This window comes from Helicobacter sp. CLO-3, from assembly GCF_001854545.1.
Lineage (GTDB): Bacteria > Campylobacterota > Campylobacteria > Campylobacterales > Helicobacteraceae > Helicobacter_B.
Window position 1 is genome coordinate 1 of record NZ_MLQN01000033.1, and the last position, 19,376, is coordinate 19,376.

General features: G+C 45.6%; 19 protein-coding genes. 3 read left to right on the plus strand and 16 right to left on the minus strand.

Going from position 1 to position 19,376, the window contains the following annotated elements:
* Nucleotides 1-181: 181 nt before the first annotated feature.
* The 8 genes from BKN38_RS08320 to BKN38_RS08355 form a co-directional block, all read right to left on the minus strand.
* Nucleotides 182-709: a hypothetical protein gene (locus BKN38_RS08320; RefSeq protein WP_066453807.1), complete on the minus strand. Its 528-nt coding sequence runs from the start codon at nucleotides 707-709 to the stop codon at nucleotides 182-184.
* The gene (locus tag BKN38_RS08325) at nucleotides 697-894 is read right to left on the minus strand and encodes a hypothetical protein (RefSeq protein ID WP_066453808.1); all 198 of its coding nucleotides are present in this window, start codon (nucleotides 892-894) and stop codon (nucleotides 697-699) included. Before BKN38_RS08325 ends, BKN38_RS08320 begins: the two co-directional genes overlap by 13 nt.
* 262 nt (nucleotides 895-1,156) lie before the next feature.
* Nucleotides 1,157-1,711 carry a 2-oxoacid:acceptor oxidoreductase family protein gene (locus BKN38_RS08330; protein WP_066453813.1) on the minus strand — a complete coding sequence of 185 codons (555 nt, stop codon included), beginning with the start codon at nucleotides 1,709-1,711 and terminating at the stop codon, nucleotides 1,157-1,159.
* Nucleotides 1,711-2,541, minus strand: coding sequence for a 2-oxoglutarate ferredoxin oxidoreductase subunit beta (locus BKN38_RS08335; protein WP_066453822.1), 831 nt, complete (start codon nucleotides 2,539-2,541; stop codon nucleotides 1,711-1,713). The genes BKN38_RS08330 and BKN38_RS08335 overlap by 1 nt, the downstream gene beginning before the upstream one ends.
* A 1-nt stretch (nucleotide 2,542) precedes the next feature.
* Nucleotides 2,543-3,667, minus strand: coding sequence for a 2-oxoglutarate synthase subunit alpha (locus BKN38_RS08340; protein ID WP_066453825.1), 1,125 nt, complete (start codon nucleotides 3,665-3,667; stop codon nucleotides 2,543-2,545).
* A 4-nt stretch (nucleotides 3,668-3,671) separates the two neighbouring features.
* Nucleotides 3,672-4,007 (minus strand): 4Fe-4S binding protein, encoded by a 336-nt coding sequence (locus BKN38_RS08345; RefSeq protein ID WP_066453827.1) that lies wholly within the window; start codon nucleotides 4,005-4,007, stop codon nucleotides 3,672-3,674.
* 285 nt (nucleotides 4,008-4,292) lie between these two features.
* Nucleotides 4,293-5,486 (minus strand): 1-deoxy-D-xylulose-5-phosphate reductoisomerase, encoded by a 1,194-nt coding sequence (dxr, locus tag BKN38_RS08350; protein ID WP_066453830.1) that lies wholly within the window; start codon nucleotides 5,484-5,486, stop codon nucleotides 4,293-4,295.
* A gap of 44 nt (nucleotides 5,487-5,530) precedes the next feature.
* Nucleotides 5,531-6,370 carry a phosphatidate cytidylyltransferase gene (locus BKN38_RS08355; protein WP_066453832.1) on the minus strand — a complete coding sequence of 280 codons (840 nt, stop codon included), beginning with the start codon at nucleotides 6,368-6,370 and terminating at the stop codon, nucleotides 5,531-5,533.
* A gap of 217 nt (nucleotides 6,371-6,587) precedes the next feature.
* Here BKN38_RS08355 and BKN38_RS08360 point away from each other — a divergent pair, with 217 nt between their 5' ends.
* Both BKN38_RS08360 and BKN38_RS08365 read left to right on the plus strand, forming a co-directional pair.
* A complete protein-coding gene (locus BKN38_RS08360; protein WP_083329103.1) occupies nucleotides 6,588-7,415 on the plus strand; it encodes an NAD+ synthase in 828 nt (275 codons plus the stop codon).
* A gap of 16 nt (nucleotides 7,416-7,431) precedes the next feature.
* Entirely contained in the window at nucleotides 7,432-9,570 is a 2,139-nt protein-coding gene (locus tag BKN38_RS08365; RefSeq protein WP_066453834.1) for a tetraacyldisaccharide 4'-kinase, read from the plus strand.
* Nucleotides 9,571-10,348: 778 nt separating this feature from the next.
* On the opposite strand, the gene BKN38_RS08375 is transcribed toward BKN38_RS08365, so the two are convergent.
* From BKN38_RS08375 to rpmH, 7 genes are all read right to left on the minus strand, one after another.
* Complete coding sequence (locus BKN38_RS08375) at nucleotides 10,349-10,687, minus strand: YbaB/EbfC family nucleoid-associated protein (RefSeq protein WP_066453839.1); 339 nt, start codon at nucleotides 10,685-10,687, stop codon at nucleotides 10,349-10,351.
* Between the two features lie 218 nt (nucleotides 10,688-10,905).
* Nucleotides 10,906-12,633 (minus strand): tRNA uridine-5-carboxymethylaminomethyl(34) synthesis GTPase MnmE, encoded by a 1,728-nt coding sequence (gene mnmE / locus BKN38_RS08380; RefSeq protein ID WP_070957787.1) that lies wholly within the window; start codon nucleotides 12,631-12,633, stop codon nucleotides 10,906-10,908.
* Between the two features lie 32 nt (nucleotides 12,634-12,665).
* Nucleotides 12,666-13,793, minus strand: a complete 1,128-nt coding sequence (locus BKN38_RS12055) for a Jag N-terminal domain-containing protein (RefSeq protein WP_066453842.1) — start codon at nucleotides 13,791-13,793, stop codon at nucleotides 12,666-12,668.
* 9 nt (nucleotides 13,794-13,802) lie between these two features.
* Nucleotides 13,803-15,557: a membrane protein insertase YidC gene (yidC, locus tag BKN38_RS08390; protein WP_066453845.1), complete on the minus strand. Its 1,755-nt coding sequence runs from the start codon at nucleotides 15,555-15,557 to the stop codon at nucleotides 13,803-13,805.
* Between the two features lie 9 nt (nucleotides 15,558-15,566).
* Nucleotides 15,567-16,286: a membrane protein insertion efficiency factor YidD gene (gene yidD / locus BKN38_RS08395; protein WP_256325578.1), complete on the minus strand. Its 720-nt coding sequence runs from the start codon at nucleotides 16,284-16,286 to the stop codon at nucleotides 15,567-15,569.
* Entirely contained in the window at nucleotides 16,235-17,056 is an 822-nt protein-coding gene (rnpA, locus tag BKN38_RS08400) for a ribonuclease P protein component (RefSeq protein WP_066453852.1), read from the minus strand. Before rnpA ends, yidD begins: the two co-directional genes overlap by 52 nt.
* A 9-nt stretch (nucleotides 17,057-17,065) precedes the next feature.
* A complete protein-coding gene (rpmH, locus tag BKN38_RS10415) occupies nucleotides 17,066-17,200 on the minus strand; it encodes a 50S ribosomal protein L34 (protein WP_082942427.1) in 135 nt (44 codons plus the stop codon).
* A gap of 292 nt (nucleotides 17,201-17,492) precedes the next feature.
* Between rpmH and BKN38_RS08405 the strand changes: the two genes are divergently transcribed.
* Nucleotides 17,493-18,500, plus strand: a complete 1,008-nt coding sequence (locus tag BKN38_RS08405) for a hypothetical protein (protein WP_070957789.1) — start codon at nucleotides 17,493-17,495, stop codon at nucleotides 18,498-18,500.
* Nucleotides 18,501-18,690: 190 nt separating this feature from the next.
* Here the strand turns inward: BKN38_RS08405 and BKN38_RS11210 are convergent.
* Nucleotides 18,691-19,376: class I SAM-dependent methyltransferase (locus BKN38_RS11210; RefSeq protein ID WP_176754203.1), on the minus strand; the 686-nt coding region annotated here is incomplete at its 5' end.

Consider the following 19,376-nt stretch of genomic DNA (forward strand, 5'->3'; position numbering starts at 1 on the left):
AAGAACTGCTTGCCTGCCCTTTATAAAACTCATCATCATAAAGCTCATGTATTTGTGCTTGCTGCATTTTTCACCTCTTTTTTGGATTTAGCTTGGGATTTTAGCATATTTTTTTATTTTTGCTTAGAATTTTGAGGAAAAACCAAACTATCTATAATATTCAAAATCATCCAAAACAAATCTAAAAAAATCGTATCATTCGCACGCATTTGTCTTTAGTCTCTGTTGGCAAGGCCTTAAAATTATGCCGCTCATAAAATTTAATAACTTTTTCTTTATTGACAGAATCTATAAGCACAAATTTTGTGCCAGCATATTGATTTATTTTTATTGCGATTGACATGGCATAATCAAGCAAATCCGCGCCTTTAATGATAGATTTATCGCTTTTTCCAAGCTGCCCTATAATAATGCATGGCAAGAACTGGGCTGAAGGGTGGTGAAAAGGGCTTAATTTTTTTATTAGGTTTCTGCTTAAATTTTGCGTCTGAAAAACATTAAGCGCTATAGAGAAGAAGCCCTGAAAAGTTGAATTTAGGAAGACAAGAAAAGTGCGAGTTGCGCAGGATTTTTCGTATTTTATAGCTTTAAAATTAATAAATTTTTGCAATTCTAGATTTCTAGAGCAAATAAAACCCTCCAAAATCCCTGCTACTTCATCTTCTTTTTGATTTTGCAGCAAATAGTTTAAACTTACTATTTTTTGCATATATTTTTAAATTCTTTGTCGCTTAGATTGTCTAGCTCAAATGGCATTTGCAAAATTCTTTGCGTATCTTTTTTGATTGCCTTTAGCGTATTATCTGAAGTGGCGGAAGTGATGGCTTTTTCAAACTCTTTGGTATATTTTTTATCTTTGAGTAGCGCGATTGGCTTAAGCATGGATTGTGTCATACATATCCTTCAAAAGTAAAAATTATTTTTGGCGCTTGACAAAATTAGGGAGTATATTATACCAAAATCCATATTTATTTTGATTGCATTCATGCTAGATACACCTACTCACAAGCTACTATTTTGACACACATTATCGCACCACGCCCCAAAACGCGAGGGCGCGAGGCGGCTGGCTTTATGCTAAGGCTTTATTTAGTCTTTGCCCTTCTAGTGCTTATTTGTCTAGCACTTTTTTGCCTAGCGCTTGTTTGTCCGGCGCTTATTTGTCTAGCGCTTGTTTGGCGTATTTTTCGCCTAGCTCAAACGCCTTTTTGTTTAGCTCGACGACTTTGGCAGGGACTTTGGAGATCATCGTCTCATACACCAAATCACGATCCACACATTTGGTAAAAGTCACGGTGACTGCGAGCGCTACGACAGACTGCGTGACGACATTTCCCACCTCTTCTTTGGCGATGGTGATGATTGGGATTTCAAAGATTTTGAACTTTTTCCTATCCTCTTCACTTGGTGTCACTAGGTTTGGCTCTACGACGATGATGCCGCCACTTTTCACGCCACTTTTGAACTGATCATAGCTCACTTGCGCGGTGGAAAGCATAAAATCCACCTCTCCCTCAATCGCATAAGGATACAAAATCTCTTTAGAATCCAGCAAAATATCCACCTTCGTGGGTCCGCCGCGCACTTGGGAGGTGTAGGTGGATGCTTGGATTCCATATCCGCCGGCTCGGATTTTAGATTCTGCGAGGATCTCGCCTGCTAGCAGCACCCCCTGCCCGCCAACACCAGTAAATCGAAGTTGTGCTTCCATTAGTGCCCTCCTTTAGCCGCTTGGGCTTTGGCTATCACTTCATTATAAGCTTTGCAATACTCCATCCTGCTGGTATCGGTTTTTAGCACGCCAGTGGGGAATTTGCCTACTTTTTCCTCATCGCTTAGCTCATCATATTTGCGCTTGCTTATTGTGCGAGATTCTATCCATTTTAGCACTTGCACCGCTTCGCCCATTTTGTTTTTGCGCCCTAGGTTTATGTGGCAGTTGCTATGTATGTCAAAAAAGCTAAAGCCATCATGCTTGAAGCCTTCATACAGCACTTTTTCTATCTTTTTGGGGTCTAGCACGGATTCTCTAGCGATAAATGTCGCGCCCGCCGCATCCACTAGCTTGCAAGGATCAAAGCTGTTTTCGATATTGCCATATTGTGCGGTAACCGTCCACATACCTTTTGGCGTGGTGGGCGAGGTTTGCGAGTTGGTAAGTCCATAGATGAAGTTATTTACCAAAATATAGTTCAAGTCAATATTGCGGCGGCTTGCGTGGATAGTGTGATTCCCGCCGATTGCTAGCGCATCGCCATCGCCGCTTACTACGATGACATGTTTTTCTGGGTTTGCTAGCTTTATGCCTGTGGCATAGGCGAGTGCGCGCCCATGCGTGGTATGCACCGTGTTGCAATTCACATAAGAGCTCATGCGCCCGCTACATCCGATACCGCTCACCAAGCACACATCATTCATATCCCAGCCGAGCGCATTTATCGTGCGGATGATAGATTTTAGTATCACGCCATCGCCGCAGCCCCAGCACCATAGCGTAGGAAGTTTATCCACGCGCAAATATTCATCATAATTGAAAGCCATATTACATCTCCTTCACTTTTGCTATGATTTGGCTAGGAGCGATGCTTCGCCCATTTGCCTGCCCCATAAACTCTACTTTTCTCTCCAGAATCCGCTCGATTTCCTCGACATACTGCCCTTTGTTTAGCTCGATGACTAGGATTTTTTTGTATTTTTCGCCAAGCTGTTTTAGGCGCTTTTTGGGACTTGGCCAGATAGTTATCGGGCGGAATAATCCTACTTTTTTGCCCTGTGCCTTAAGCTCTGCCATCGCTTCTTTTACTGCAAGCGCTGTTGAGCCATACGCGATTATCGCGACATCTGCACCTTCTAAGTCAAGCTCTTCATACTCACAAATCCGCTCTTCTTTGGATTCTATCTTATTAAACAGCCTATCAATGAGCGCTTGCCCCGCTACCGCATCTTCTGTAGGGAATCCTAGCGGTCCATGATGAAGCCCGGTGACATGGTATCGATAGCCTTTGAAAAATGGATTTAGTATAGCGCCTTCATCGCCAGCGACTTCATAGGGTTTATAGTCTTTTGGATCGCCGCTAAAGGTTCTGCGATTGACGATAGATTTTTCTACATCGGCTAGATCTGGAATATAAGCCTTGCCATACATATGCCCTATAGTCTCATCCATCAGCAAAAATACCGGCGTCATCAGCTCTTCTGCTAGGTTAAACGCGCGCACAGTTTGCGTGTAAGATTCTTCAAGGTTGCCCGGCGCTATAGCCACTGCTTTGAAATCACCATGCGTTGGGTTTCGCAAAAAGCTTATATCGCCCTGCGCCACGCGCGTAGGCATACCAGTAGAAGGACCAGAGCGCATGACATCAGCGATGACTAGCGGGATCTCTGCCATAAAGCCTAAGCCTATTTGCTCTACTTTTAGCGAGATTCCCGGCCCCGAGCTTCCTGTCATGGATTTTACCCCGCTCATCGCAGCGCCCAAAGAAGCGCAGATTCCGCCTATCTCATCTTCCATTTGTATAAATTTACCGCCATGCTTTGGCAAAAGCACGCTCATCTCATGCATAATATCCGAAGAAGGCGTTATCGGATATCCACCATAGAATCTACATCCCACTTCTATCGCGGCTTTTGCCACCAATTCATTGCCACCAGAAATCACTTCTCGCATTATCTCATCCTTTTGCTTTGATGTCAGAATCTAGCATCATAAATTTATTTTCTCGCACCTTTAGCGCTCTCTCTTGTGCTTCTGGTGTGAGTTTGTTGAATTTAAACTCCTTCCTATCTGCGACATATATCGCAAAATCCGGGCAGTGAAGCTCGCATTCACAGCAACCTATGCAACTCTCTGGATGCACAACCTCAATCACCTTGCCAAGCACTTTGTGGTGATCAAGCCGCATACCAAGCACGCCCGCAGGACAGCGCGATACGCAAATATCGCAAGCCTTGCAGCGTGCCTCATTGACCCATACAGGCGTTTTATCTGGCGCGACCATATTTGACATTTTCTCTCCTTAATAGTCGTAAGTGATGGATTGTCCGATACCTGACTTGAGCGAAGCTCCTATCAGCGATCCAAAAGCTTGCAAAATGCCAAATATGCCACACTTTGCGCGACTTGCAAGATTTTACAAATGCGCTTGCAAGCACACTTGCAAAAGTCGCTTATAAAAGTGCCTATTTGGATTCTTACAATGCGTGCAAGTTTGATATAAAACTACTTAAAGTAACCTTTATTTTGTAATTTTTGGTAAAAGAAATCTTTAACTTTTGCTAGCTTCATCATGCTTTCACACCTCGCGCGCATACAAAGGCATCTTTTCTTGACAATACGCGCGCACTTTGGCATCCAGCGATGCTATAGAATCATAATCGCCTAGCGCGCTAGTTTTGTTAGCCCCTTTAGTTTCGCTAGTGTCGCTAGATTTTTTCGCCGCGCTAGCCTCGCTATTTTCACTACTTTCGCCAATCTCGCCCGCAAACGCCTCTAGTGCATCAAACACCACCTCACTTATCGCGCCAAAGCAGATTCTATCTGCCAAAAAATGCGCTATCGCCACTTCATTGCTAGCATTTACTATGACGCCTAGTTTTGGCGCGCTTAGCAGCCTATCTTTTAGCGTATAGAGCGGGTATCTAGCAGAATCTATAGGCGCAAAAGTGAGGTTTAGGATCTGTGAAAGATCCATAGATTCTAGGATTTTGCTTTGCGCTGCTTTTTTGGCATCGATAGCATAGGCGATTGGCAGGCGCATATCAGGCAGGGCAAAATGCGCCGTCGTGCTACCATCGACAAACTCGATAAGCGCATGCACGCTAGAGCTACGCTCGATAAACGCCTCGACATCCTTGCAGCCAAACAGCCAAAACGCCTCCAGAATCTCAAAAATCTTATTCATCATGCTAGCAGAATCTATAGTGATTTTTGCGCCCATTTTCCAGTTGGGATGATTTAGCGCGCTAGATTTGCTCTGTGTCGCGATAGATTCTAGTGGCGCATCGCGAAAAGCCCCGCCGCTAGCAGTGATAATAAGCCGCTTCACCACTCGCGCACTCTGCAAATACCACAGCCCAAAATGCTCGCTATCAATAGGCAAAATCTTGCTCGTATCTAGCAGCCATCCGCCAGAGACAAGCGATTCTTTATTGGCAAGTGCTAGCGTTTTGCCTAGCTTTTGGGTATGCAGGCTTGGCTTTAGCCCGGCAAATCCCACTATCGCATTTATCACAAGGCTGCTTTGTGCGGATTCTAGTAGCTCACAAATCCCCTCACTCCCCACAAAGACTTTCGCGCCCCTTGGCTCTAGCTGCGCTCTATCTACCTCATCCGCGATGCAGACAAATGCGGGTGCGGATTCTAGAATCTGCTTGTTTAAAAGCGCGATATTGCGCCCTGCTGCTAGTGCTTCTACCTTTTTGCCAAAGCGTTTGGCTATCTCTAGCGCCGCACAACCAATAGAACCCGTGCTTCCTAAAATAATCATTTTTGCTTCTTGCTTGCTTTTACGCTTTTATCGCTACATTTGCGCTATTGGAAAAACTCTATCGTCTGCTTTGAAATACAGCTAAGGCAAGAAAGCTCATCAAAAAACATAAGCACAAAATGCATCCCCACCGCGCCAAAAAGCACCGCATCAAAGCGATCTAGGATTCCGCCATGTCCGGGCAGTATCTTGCCAGAGTCTTTTACGCCCGCTCTGCGTTTCAAATAGCTTTCAAACAAATCGCCAAACACCCCGCACACCGCGACAAAAAAGCTAAGTGCGATGGCTAAGAAAAAATTCACATTTACCATAAAAACCCCAGCGATACTTCCGATAGCCACCGCGCTAGCGATACCGATGATGACGCCCTCCAGCGTTTTATTTGGGCTTGTGGGGCTGAAGGGATTTTTGCCAAAAAGCCTTCCGCCAAAAAACGCGCCGATATCACACACCGCAATGATAAGTATAAGCCAAACGATTTTCCACACACCAAAATCCACATAAACGCTATAAAGCGCCAAAAATGGGATGCTAGGATAGATAAAAGGCATGATACTTTTGGCATTTAGCGTTTGTTTGTATGCCATAAAGCTAGCCAGCACCACGCAAGCGATAAGCCCGCATTCTACCGGGCGCGCGCTAAAAAACGCCATGACCCACACCACAACCGCCAAACCATACGAAAACAAGCTATCCTCGATATCATAGAGCGCGAAGCTTTCTTTGATGCCAAGCACAAACACCACGCCAAGCACCGCCCAAACCACGATAGGAATATTTGTCGCCAAAATCGCCACGATAGCAGCTATCAGCAAAATAGCAGTGATATAGCGGCTTTTGTCGTTGTTGAAGCTGTGTTTTAGTTTGTCTTTTATTTCATTCATTGCTTTTCCTTCATAAAGTGTTGCAAAGTTGTCGCAAAGTGTTGCGGGCTTTAGAATGCAAAATCGCTGCATTATACCAAATTTGAGTGCGATTTTTAGCGCATGGCGAAAAAAGCGCAAAAAAGGCGCGATTTATTTTGGCATTTTCTTGAAATAATGCGCTTTAAGTAGTAAAATCTAGCGCAAAATCCACTTCAAATTTACCTAAGGAGTAGCCATGGGAGAATCCAAAAAAAGACAGGCGCAAAGCCTAAATACAAAGCATTTCATCGATAAAAGTGTGGAGTTTCTACGCAAACAATACAAAAAGAAAGGCGCGCAAAAGCTTATCATCGGGCTTAGCGGCGGCGTAGATTCTGCGGTGGTGGCGGCACTTTGCCAAAAAGCAGTGGGTAAAGATGTGCTTTTGGTATGTATGCCTACTTCATCCACCAGCGCGCGCTCGATAGAGGATGCGATAGGATTTGTGAAGCATTTCAAAATGGAGCTAGAGCATGTCGATATTTCTGCGTATGAAGCGGTGTTTAAAGAACAAAATCCAAGTGCCACGCCGCTTCAGATTGGCAACTTTTGCGCGCGCATCCGCATGGCGCTACTCTACAACTTCGCTAGCACGCAAAAAGGCATCGTCGTAGGCACTAGCAACAAATCAGAACTTATGCTTGGCTATGGCACGATTTATGGCGATATGGCTTGCGCAATAAACCCCATAGCCTCGCTTAGCAAGACAGAAGTTTTCGCACTCGCAAAAGCGCTCAATATCCCAGAATCTATCATCAAAAAGCCCCCCACAGCCGATCTTTATGAAGGGCAAAGCGATGAAAAAGAGCTTGGATTCTCATACAGCCAAATCGACCCATTGCTAGAGGCGATGTGTGAAAAATATGGCGATTTTCGCAAAACAAAAAACTATAAAAAAATCAAGAAAAAACATTTTAAAAAGTTTGACAAAGCGCTTGTAGAGATGGTTTGCGCGCGCGTGAAGCAAAATCTATTTAAACGCGAAGCACCGCTTGCCTTTGTGCCAAAAGACAAAAAAGACTAGATTCTAGAGGCAAAGTGTGGATTTTTGGCATCGATATTTTTACGCACCAAACGCCGCTCAAAAAGCGCTTAGCACCTGTCTGCTTCCTATAAGCGCGATATATGGCGCGATAGCTTCTTGCAAACGCGCGCTTGGCAGGCTTAGATATCAAGGCTTTAGTTGCTTAGGCTTTGGGCGATTTGGTGGCGATTTTGGCTTGCCTATTATTTCTATCGGCAACCTTATAGCTGGGGGCAGTGGCAAGACGCCTTTTATCATCGCGCTTGGCAAATATCTGGATAATTTTGATTATAGCCACATCATCATCATCTCGCGTGGCTACAAGCGCCAGAGCAAGGGGCTTGTGTGGGTGAGCTACAAAGGCGAGCTCAAGGCAAATGTCGCACAAAGCGGCGATGAGCCCTATCTCATAGCTTTAAGCCTAGCGCATATAAAAGCAAGCGTCATCGTCTGCAAAAACCGCGCGCGCGCGATAAAAGAGGCAAAAAAGCATGGCGCGCAAATCATTTTGCTAGATGATGCGTTTCGGTTTGGATTTAGCAAATTTGATGTGTTGCTGCGCCCAAAGAGAGAGCCATTTTTCGCGCGTATGCTGCCTAGCGGGATTTATCGCGAATCGCCAAGCATTTATGATGCGCTTTTGGATTCTAGCGATGCGCTGGTGCTAAAAGATGGCGTAGATTTTGTGCGGCGCGTAGATATCGAGAATCCCACGCCAAAAATGCTGCTAATCACAGCTATTGCCAATCCTAGCCGTTTGGATGAGTTTTTGCGCGCGTTTGTGGAAGATGGCGCGGAGTCTGGTTTGGATTCTGCTTTGGAATCTGGGGCAGAATCTAGTTTGGATTCTGGCGTGGATTCTCGTTTGGATTCTGGCGCGCAAAATAGCGCAAAATCCAGTCCAGAATCCGCGCGCAAAAAGCCCTACAAACTCATCGGCAAGGCAATTTTTAGCGATCATCACACTTTTGCGCGCGAAGAGATTGAAGCGCTTTTGGCGCATTATCAGCCAAGCTCGATTCTAACCACGCAAAAAGATGCGACAAAGCTAGGCGGATTCCCGCTAAGCGTGATGAATCTCTCGCTTGAGATAGCGCCCCACGCGCTAGAATCTATGCGTCACTTTATCGACAAAAAGCTAGGAGTAAGCGCGCAAAAAGTGATATATAAGCTTGGCGGGCGGGTGTTTGGCTTTGGCGGAAGTATTGGGGCGAGCGTGTGGAATGCGTATTTGTCGCATTTGGCGGATGCGTGGAGCCATGAGTTTTTGAGTGAAAATTTTTGGCAAGGGGATGAGGCGCGCAGCGAAAATGAAGCGCACAATGAGAATCAAACGCGCAATAAAAATGAAGCGCGCACGAGCGCACGAGCACTTCAAGGGCGATTTGGCAAACCGCTATCCAGCGCGCCAAAACATGAGATTTTCACGCCAAATGACGCGCTAGAGCTTTTTATAAGCATTGTCGGCGAGGATAGCGAGCTAGAGATTTTGTTATTTATCGAATACGCGATAATGTCAAGCATCGCAAGCGAGAATCTAGCGCCAAACACCGCGCAATCGCCAGAATCTGCGCCAAATAATTATGATATGAGCGTGCCTATAAGCGCACTATGGCTGCCTATGCCAAAACCTAGCGCACACCACGCGGGCGCAAATCGCACAAATCACACATACAGAAGCGCCAAAGAGCCAAGCTACAAAGCCCTAAACTACGCGCAAGAAGCACTCACCATGCTAGGCGCGCTATTTGTAAATGGGACGATAGATTTTTATCTCGAAAATGGGAATCTAAATGGCGCGCAGAGTTTGGGTGAAAGCTTTGTGGATAAGGAGGTGTCGTGGAAATATGTGCGCGAATGGCTGCTAAATGCGCTAGAAAACGCGTCGCTATATAGGCGGTATAGGCAAATTCTCGCGCTACCAGAATCTAGCGCGCCCGATTATGCTTCTCATGCCGCTGCTGCTATTTCTGCCACCGATGCCGCCGCTTCTGATGTGGATTCTGCGCCGCTCACTTGGGATACGCCACATCTTTGGAATCTACACACGCTAAAAATCGCGCACACCAAAAAAGGCGCGCAATATTTCACCACCATCCTAGCCCCGCACTTTTTTGAAACATACCAAAACACCGCCGCGCAAATGCCGCAATAACCACAAGCTAAGCAAAACTAATGCAGAATCTAGATTTTAAATTTTTGGATTTTGATTTATTTTATTTGCTGAAGCATTTTATCAAAGCAGAATCAAAAGAATAAGCGTAAGTCAAATAGCGGCTATCCTTTGGTAGAGAGGGCGACCTCTACACTCCCGCACGCTTCATAAATGCGACAAGCGCAATATGACAGGGGCACTCCCGCTGGTGCAAATGCACTTTCAAAGGATAGCTTGAGAATTCTATCAAAAAGCCACGCAAAAATAAAGAAATTTTTGGATTTTAGAATATTTTTGACTAAGCTTTGCTCTTGGATTTTTTTGGATTCTATTAAGTTTTGGCGGAGAAAAGATAGAGCTAAATTTTGTAGCGATAAACGCCTCTTGGCGGAGTCGGCACCCCACTCCACACAATCTGTATTGCCAAAATGGCTCAAGACCAACGCCTGGTGCAAAAGCACTTTCAAGAGACGCGCGCATTGTAGCGCAAAATCCACAAAAAGTAAAATATTAAAGATTTGAGAATATTTTGGCTAAGTTTTGCTCTTGGTTTTTTGGGATTCTATATAGATTTTGCATAATCTGGCGTTTCTAAATTTTGTAAATTTCTAGCCTTTTGGTTTGCGACTTTCTAAGCTATACAAAATCCAAATATCGCCAAAAGCGCATGCTTGGCATTTAGATTTTGCGCGTACGTTGTGGCTGGCGATTTACAAAATCCATGCTATTTGCAAAATCTATCCAATTTGCAGAATCCATGCTATTTGCAAAATCTATACTATTTTTGGAATGGATTTAGCCCGCCGAGTCCGCCGAGATTGCCAAGCCCGCCTAAATCACCAAGGCTGCTTAGCGCTAGGGATTTTTTGTTTTCCTCGACATTTTTATACGCGTCATTTAGCGCAGAAATCAGCAGAATCTGCAGCGACTCCTTGTCCTCAAGCAGCGAATCATCGATATTTATATCCACCACCTCGCCAGCGCCATTGATGCTGACACTAACAAGCCCGCCGCCACTTTTGGCGGTCAAAATCGTGTTTTTAGACTTTTCTTGAATCTCTTGCAGGTTTTTTTGCATATCGCCAAGCATACTGCCAAGCTGCTTCATATCAAACATTTTTGCTCCTTTAATTATGAGGTTTGGGTTTGGGTTTTTGGGTTTGCATCGCGCGACTAGAATCTCTAATATTTTTGGATTGCTTGCGCGCGCCGCGCAATGACGCCTAGCCAATCGCGCTATTTTAGCAAAACAATGCTGGATTTTGCCCCATATTATTAGTTTGCCAGCCTGTCAAGTTTGCCAGCCAAACTAGATTCTAGCGCGCCAGAATCTAATCATTTCCCCAAGCAAAACTCGCCAAACATCGCATCTAGCACCTCTTCGCTATGATATGGATGCGTGATTTGCGCGATGGATTCTAGCGCGTCTTTGATGTGATAGGCAAAAAGCTCAATCTCGGCACTCTCCAAGCGCGCGCTAGCTTTTGCGATGTGCTCGCTCGTGGCGCGCACGGATTCTAGCTGGTATGTAGCGCTCAAAATCACCTCGCCACCGCGCGCGTTTATAGCGCTCATGCGCTCGCTAAGCGCGCTATGAAGCAGGCTCGCGCTTTTTTCTTTATCCAGCGTGCTTATGCGAAGTATGGGCGAGTGCGTGGCAGAATCTGCGCCCTTAGATTCTAGTTTTTTGGATTTTATATTTTTGGATTCTATATTTTCAGATTCTGGCGCGCTGGATTGTAATATATTGGATTCCGCGCTTTTAGATTCTGGCGCATCAGAATCTAAGCTTTTAGATTCTCGCAACTTAGATTCTCGCGCATCAGAATCCACGATTTGAGCCAAAATTCCTTCAAACGCGCGCTCATCAAAGATTTGTGGCATATCGGTTTTGTTTAGCACGAGGAGTATTTCTAGCTTTCTTTTTTGCGGATTTTGCGCGCGCGCGCTCCACTCTTGCGCGAGCAAATCTAGCACCTTTTTATCCTCATCATCCGCGCGCCTCGAGCTATCAAACACGCCAAGCGCGATAGCGCACTCCTGCAATGCTTCTTTGGTTTTCTCTATGCCTTGAGATTCTAGCATATCCGCGCCCTCGCGTATCCCGGCAGTGTCGATGAGGCGCACCAGATTCCCATCGATGTAAATGTCCTCCTCGATCCTATCGCGCGTCGTGCCAGCGATTGGCGAAGTGATGGCGCGCTCATAGAGCAGCAGCGTGTTTAGCAGCGATGATTTGCCGACATTTGGCTTGCCGATGAGGCAAAGCTTCAGCCCAGAATCCACACGCGCGCGCGAAAAGCTATAAATGCGATCCAGCCGCGCACGCAAATCGTCTAGCTTGCTGCCTATGCGCCCGATGATGTCCTCTGGGATGTCCTCCTGCGCGTAGTCTATCATCACTTCTGCATGTGCCAGCGCGCTTAGCAATATCTCGCGCACGCTCGCCACAAACGCGCCCAGCTCGCCTTTTAGCTGCGATATGAGCGCGCTTTGGAAGTTGGCGTCATTGGTGGTTATCATCTGTGAGATGGCGTTTGCTTGGGCGATGTCGATGCGCCCATTTAGCACCGCGCGCTTGGTGAATTCGCCAGCATTTGCCTTGCGCGCACCCAGCACTAGGCAAGTAGCGATGATTTTTTGCGCGATGATTGCGCCGCCATGGCATTGAAACTCCACGACATCCTCGCAAGTGTAGCTTCTAGGCGCTTGGAAATAAATCACGATAGCCTCATCGATAAGCGCTGAAGTGGTGTCAAAAAGCGAGCAAAGCGTGGCGTAGCGAGGGGTGAGCTGGGCGGCGCGCGTGATGCGAAGCGCGATAGAAAGCGCGTCTTTGCCGCTTAGGCGCACAATAGCGATACCGCCGATACCGCTTGGCGTGGCGATCGCGACTATTGTGTCTAGTGCTTGTGTATTTGGCGCAGTTTGTGTGTTTGGTGTGTCTAATGCGCTGGGCGCGTTTGTCATATTTGGCGCGTCTGACATATTTTGTGCGCTTGGTGCGCTTGTCTCTTTTGGCATATTTGTCGTATCTAGCGCATTTGGCGCTGTTTGTCGCATCGCTCTCTAGCCACTAGATTCTGGCATGGATTCTAGCGATAAAAATCATTGATGATGATATATCGCTCATTTTGCCCGCTTTCGCGGAAAGAGATGTATTTATCCGGGAATTGCGAGCGCAGTTTTTTGAGCGCGATAAAGGCTAGAATCCCATCGAGCGGCTTTGTCTGCGCTTTGCCCTCGCGGCGCACTTCATTGATAATACCAACAAGATAAGAATCTATCGCGTCTTCTTGGTTTTTCAAAAATTGCGCGATTTCTAGGCGGATATTGTAGCCATAGGTGGGCTGTATCCAGTTAAATAGCAGGTATGAAAGCGCCTTGTATCGATACCCGCGCTCGCCGATGAGGAGCGCAGAATCATTGCCATCGAGGTAAATATAAAGTGTCTGTGGGTCATAGAAGCTTATCTGCACGCGGTTTAGCTTGTATGGCATGAAGCTTAGCAGCTCTTCTATCTGCTCGCTGATTTCTTGGATGATCTCTTCTTTTGTCAAAAAGCGATCGTTGTGTGCTTCTTGGATGAAGTCTGAAGCGTCGAAAAACTCGCTATCTTGCGCTTTGGCTTCGCTAGATTCTCGATTTGTGTCAAATTCTCTATTTGTGTCAAACTCCCGATTTGCACCAAACTCTCGGCTTGGATTAGATTCTCGACTCATACCAGAATCTCTTGAGAATCCAAAGCTACTAGATTCTCGATTTTCTCTCGCTTCTCTAGATTCTCGTGGCGCGTTATAGGCGTTTTGCGCGCCATAGTTGCTTTGTGGTTTTGGCGCGTGGTTTGCGTAGCTAGCGTTATTTGTGTGGCTTGTGTAGTTTGATTTGGCATATCTACTAGAATCCTGCGCGCTAGCATCATCGCCTACAAAGCTTTCATTAGCATTAGCACCGACACCAGCACCACCAGCGCCAGCACCCGCATTTGCGCCAGAATCTGCGCCATGACCCGCGCCATTGTTATAGCCCCTGTCATTAGCAAATCCCCTGCCCCTAGCGCGATTGCAATCTACCACGATAATAGCAGGCTTTTTGCCGATGCCTAAGAAGCCTTTTGACTCGTATTGCACGACTTCATAGCTAAGCTCTGTCACCGAGCAGCCAAACTCCAAAGCCGCTTGGCTCAATGCCTCTTGCAGCGTATCTGCGCTTATTTTTTTCATATTGACTCCTTAATTTTTCTTGGTTTCGTGTTTGTGGTGTGCTGCAACTTCCTCTGCGCGCTTTTTGTCTATGATTTTGTTTATCATCAGCTGCATAAGGATAGCAAAAATATTATTTATCGTCCAATAAAGCACCAGCCCCGCCGGGAATGTGATCAAAAATATCGTAAAAATCACCGGCAGAAGTTTAAAGATTTTTGCCTGCATGGGATCTAGCGTCGTAGGCGTGAGCGCTTGCTGGATATACATACTCGCACCCATAAGTATCGGAAGCACGAGATATGGATCCATCACCGAAAGGTCGTGAATCCAAAAAATCCACTCCGAGCTTTTAAGCTCCACCGCATTATAAAGCACGCGATAAATCGCGAAAAACACCGGAATCTGCAGCAACAGCGGCAAGCACCCGCCAAGCGGATTTGCGCCATGCTTTTTGTAAAGCTGCATCATATGCATTTGCAGTTTTTGCGGATCGCCTTTGTATTGCTCTTGCAGCTCTTTCATTTTTGGCGTCAGATCTTTTAGCTTTTGCATACTCATGATACCCTTGTAGCTTAGCGGAAAAAGTATGATACGCACGATAATAGTAAGCCCAATGATAGCCCAGCCCCAATTCCCAAGCAGCATATACAAATAATCAAGCAGCAAAAATACCGGCTTTGCAAAAAATGTGATAAGCCCATACTCCACCACATCCGTAAGCGGCGGGTAAATTTCTTTTAGCAAGCGGTAGTTTTTGGGACCCACATAGCCCTCTAGCTCGATATCAGAATCTAGCATGATATAAGGTATGGGATTGTTTTTCATATCGCCCACGACTTGCGTCTGCATACCGCGCACATCGCGCGTGAATAGCAAGGTGGTAAAATACCTGTCCGAAGCCGCGATAAAAGGCACTTCTTTGAAATCCATGCCTTCTGCTTTGGCATCTTTATCCTCGATTTTTTCAATCGTCCCATTTAGCCCATCACGCTTCAACACCACGCCATGAAACGCATATCCATCATCATCAGCTATCGGGCGCACGCCGCTTGAAAGCGCGTAGGCTTGCGGGTTTGAAAGCGAAATATTGATAGCGTATTTTAGCCCATCATCATCGTAGTAGAATCTGATTTTTTTGGTGATTGTGAGGTTTGGCATGGCTTGCGTGAGTGTTAGCGTCTCTTCTGCGTTTTTGTCATGTGCTAGCGAGATTTGCGCGCTGGAGGCTTTGTAGGGCGTGGATTCTGCTAGGGCGTTGAGCTTTGGATCGGCTAGGCGCATCTCTAGCGGGAAAGTGATAGCATTTGGCGAGAGGAGTGGCAGCTTTTCTATCGCGGTTTTGTCTTTTGTGCCACCTATGCCAAAAAGCCGCCCAATATGCGTGAAAATCCCCTCTTGCTTGGGTGCTGTGAATTTTTTGTCTTTGAGATAGACTTGCGCGATGCGCCCTAGCTCATCGATCTCTACCTCCACGCTATCGGAACTAATGCGCGAAATGATTTTTCTCGTGTTTGCCGCGTTTGCTTGAAATGGATTGGCAGCTGCTGCACTGTTTGCAGTGGCGCTGGCACTATTTGATGCGCTGAAGTTTGGCGCGGATTCTATGGATTCTGGTGTTTGGCTGCTGCCTTGCACGATTTGCTCGCTTTGTTTGGCGGCGGCTTGCGCTCTTTTTTGCGCGGCTTTTTCTGGGTCTTGGACAAAATAGCTATACACAATGATAAAAATAAATGAAACTACGATAGCTAGCAAAACGCGGGAATTGGTATCATCTTTTTTCATTGATTTCTCCTATGATTTTGGTGTTTGTGTGTTTGGCGCGGTGGCGCATGCTTGGTTTTGATGTGTTTGGTTTTGATGTGCTTGGTGTTGGGGCATTTGGTTTTGGCGCGCTTGGGCTAGATTTTGCCCTGCCAAAGCCGGGATAAGCGCAAAACGCATGATACGAGAATCTGCACCAAATAAGCTAAAAGAAATCCTAGCAAGTGGTATCAGCCACAGCACAAACTCGCTTTTAAATCCATTGCCGCGCCCCATATTTGGAGTGCCAAAGCGCGCGCGCAGGCGCAAGAGGCTTGTGTGAATGATTGGGTATTCTATCCCGCCTTTGGCGAATGGCTGGCAGCGCGCGATGCGATAAAGTATATAAAAACTTGCATAAAATGGATTCTCATAGCGCGCCATGAGATACGCATAATGCGAGCAAGTCGGGTAAAATCTGCAATTGCCCCCCAAAAGCGGTGATATAAAAAGCTTGTAGAATCCAAATGTTGCGCGCAGAAAAATACTGCCATATGCTTTTTTGGCAAATGATTTTTTGGCAAGAGATTTTGTGCCAAATGTTTTTGTGCTAAATGCTTTTATACAAAATGCTTTTGTAGCAAACATTTGCGTGCTAGCGAGTGCTGTTTTAGCGTGCGCTGTTTTACTATCAAATATTTTTGCAAACATTTTTACCCTCACGCCTTTACTCTCACTCGCGCTAATGCCAAACGCATATTTGCCAAACACATCTTCGCACGCTTAGAATCTACCAAAAATGCAGAATCTAAAAGTGCGAAACTCAAAAGTGCAGGACTCAAAAGTGTGGAACCCAAAAGCACAAAGTTTTTCAAAGCCAGCGCGCAATGTCGCACAGAATCTTGGAGCGAATTTTTAGATAAATTTTTAGCTAGATTCTGCGCGATATTTTTTAATTGCGACTTATGCTGCGACTTGCTGTTTTGCGCCCTATTATGCGACATTTTACCGCAAGTATTAGCAGCGGGATTACTAGTAGCGGAGTTAGCAAACTTATTGGCGCGACTAGCAGGATTAGCAGTAGAGCTATTACCAAATCTGCGCGGTTTGCTAGCAGTTTTGCCCGGCTGGTTTTTGCCAAGTTTGCCAAGTATAAAGCCTAGCATCTCCTCATACGCGTCCTTAAACTCGGCAAAGCTAAGCTTCACAATGCCCTCTTTTGCGACAAACACGATGCGAAAGCCAAGTGCTATGCGACTAGATTCTCTTATCAGCACGCGTGCGCGCCTTTTTATGAGATTGCGCGTGATGGCATTGCCGACTTTTTTTGACACACTTAAGCCATAAAGACTTGGCGCGGGATTTGGCGAAGAGTTTAGCGCGCGGCGCGTATCAGAGCCAGAATCTAGCGCACTTTTATTTGCGCTATTTTTTTGCGACGCGCCTTCTTTGTATATATACAGCGCAAAGGCGCTATTATGGCGGTTAAAGCCATTTTTATACACGAAGTCAAACTCTTTTTTGCTCTTTAGTGTGTCCATGCGGCAGCCTTATATGGATAGCTGTTTGCGTCCTTTTGCGCGGCGTGCGTTGATGACTCGGCGACCATTTTTTGTTTTCATTCTTGCGCGGAAGCCATGTGTGCGCTTGCGTGGGGTGTTGTGTGGTTGGTATGTCCTTTTCATAAAAAACCTTTCTCATTTAGTCAATAAAAGCTATGATTCTAGCAAAAATTGGCTTAGTTGTAGCTTGAGTTCGCGTTTGCAAAAAGGCAGAATCTATACATTAATATATAGGCAAAAATATAGAGACAAAGTCATGGGCGTAAAAATATAGCAGCGCAAAATGCTCGCCAAAAATGCGAGAGAATGTCAAGATTTTGATTTTTATTTACTTTTTCGCTATATATTTGGTGCTTTATAGCTAGTTTAACGCGCACATATTAGCGGATTTGTTATTGATTATTAAGGAGTGGCGATGAGATTAGAGGCGATATTTAGGGCATTTGGGACATGCGGCTTATTTGGCTTGGCAGGCAAAATGCGTGATATGCGTGATATGCGTGATAGCGACAAAAGCGCTGGTAAATCCGCGCGCAAAACGCCAGAATCTACACATGCAAATATAGCCATCAGCGCGCTTGGTGCCAAAACTACTGGCATTTTTTCTGCTCTAGCGCCTTTGGCGTTTTTGCCTATTTTTGCGCTTTTGTTTGGCGCGTGTGCTAAGTTTTACATAGCACCAAAGGGCGAAGTGTCCTACTCGCGCGGCGTGCAGATTCTGCACTCTAGCCTCCCACACTCCAAAGTCCAAGTCGAGCTCGCGCAAAAGATGCTATCATCTAGCACGATTGTGTTTTATATCAGCGCGCAAATGACAGGCACAGGCGCGCCAAGCCCACTAGACTCGCAAAATCAAGCTTCCAAAAGCCTCGCTCCAAACCAGCTAGGCGCACAAAATCAAGCTTCCAAAAGTCTCGCACAAAGCGGCGATGAGGCAAATATCACGCCAGCGCCAGATACCAGCGGCATTTTGTTTAGCGCGCGCGATGTGAGTGCTAAATTTGATGGTGCGTTTTTGCGCGTTTTTACTTACGAGCAGCTGCTGCGCTCGGAGTATGATTTCATCGATATTTTGCAGGATTTCAATATCCCAACCCCCACACCTAGCATCAACACGCAAAATTTCTACAATATCTCGCCGCTTTATTACGCAGCATATCCGGGATTTATGTATAGCGCGCCGATGTATAGCCCATTTTTTGTCGAGAGTCCTAGCAGCATTGCCTTCGCGCAAGAGAAGCGCGGCGCGCTAAAGGTGCTTTTGATAAACTATCTGCGAGAATCTAGCCTTAGCACAAGTGCCGCGCGCGGCGGGTTTGTCGCTGTAGCCAAAAAGGGCATAAAACACGATGGCACACTAGAGCTCATCGTGCGCGTAGGAAGCGATGAGCATAGATTCTACTTTGATGTGAAGAAAGATTGAGAGGTTTTGGGCGGAAGCATATTTTGGTTGTGGCTAAATCACTAGACTTGGCTTGGCCGCAAGCTAATTTCTAAATATTTTCGAAATTTAATATAATTCAGAATCTAAATTTGGCAGAATCTTAAAAGCAAATCAGCAATAAAAAACAGGTGCAAGATTCATACCAATAATAAACTTTCTAAACGCCTTTTTAGCTTATCAAATTTTTTACTCGCCTAAGCAATGAGTGCATTTTGTGTTTAATCCTAATTGGATAGCGCCTTGCGATTTCATCCTCTTTAAACCATCTTTTTTGGAGATCAATTATCTCTTTTGCCATAGTGGCAAATTTTGGCTCATAATGCTTAGCTACAAATTGCAAAAATACATCTATATCCTCTTGATTTGGCATATAAATCCAAGGAATATTAAGCAGCCTAAAATATAGCTCCATTTGACAATCATCAGTTTTGCCTAATGCGCACGAGCCAATATTTTGGAATCCGGGCTTGTATGTCAAAAACCCAGACTTAAGCATATAAGGTGCCGGAATAGTCTTTTGACCTTTTAAAGTAAGAAATAGCAGAGCGCAAATATTATGATTTTTACATGAGGCAATATGATATGTCAAATCATGCAGCAAAATCACAGCATTATCACTTAAATACGGCAACACCATAAGAAAGTCTAATGCCTCGCCAGGAGCAGAATGAACCGTATCAATAATACAAAAATCAATCCCGCCACCAATCTTTTCAATATGATTGGCTACTAAACCACCTGTATATAGATTCCAATATTTTTTTATATCAACGCTATTGTGGCTGTCTCTTATACACCTTTGGCGCTGCCGTCTGCTCTTTATGTGTGGGGTGGGTGGGGTGGGGGTGCGGGTGG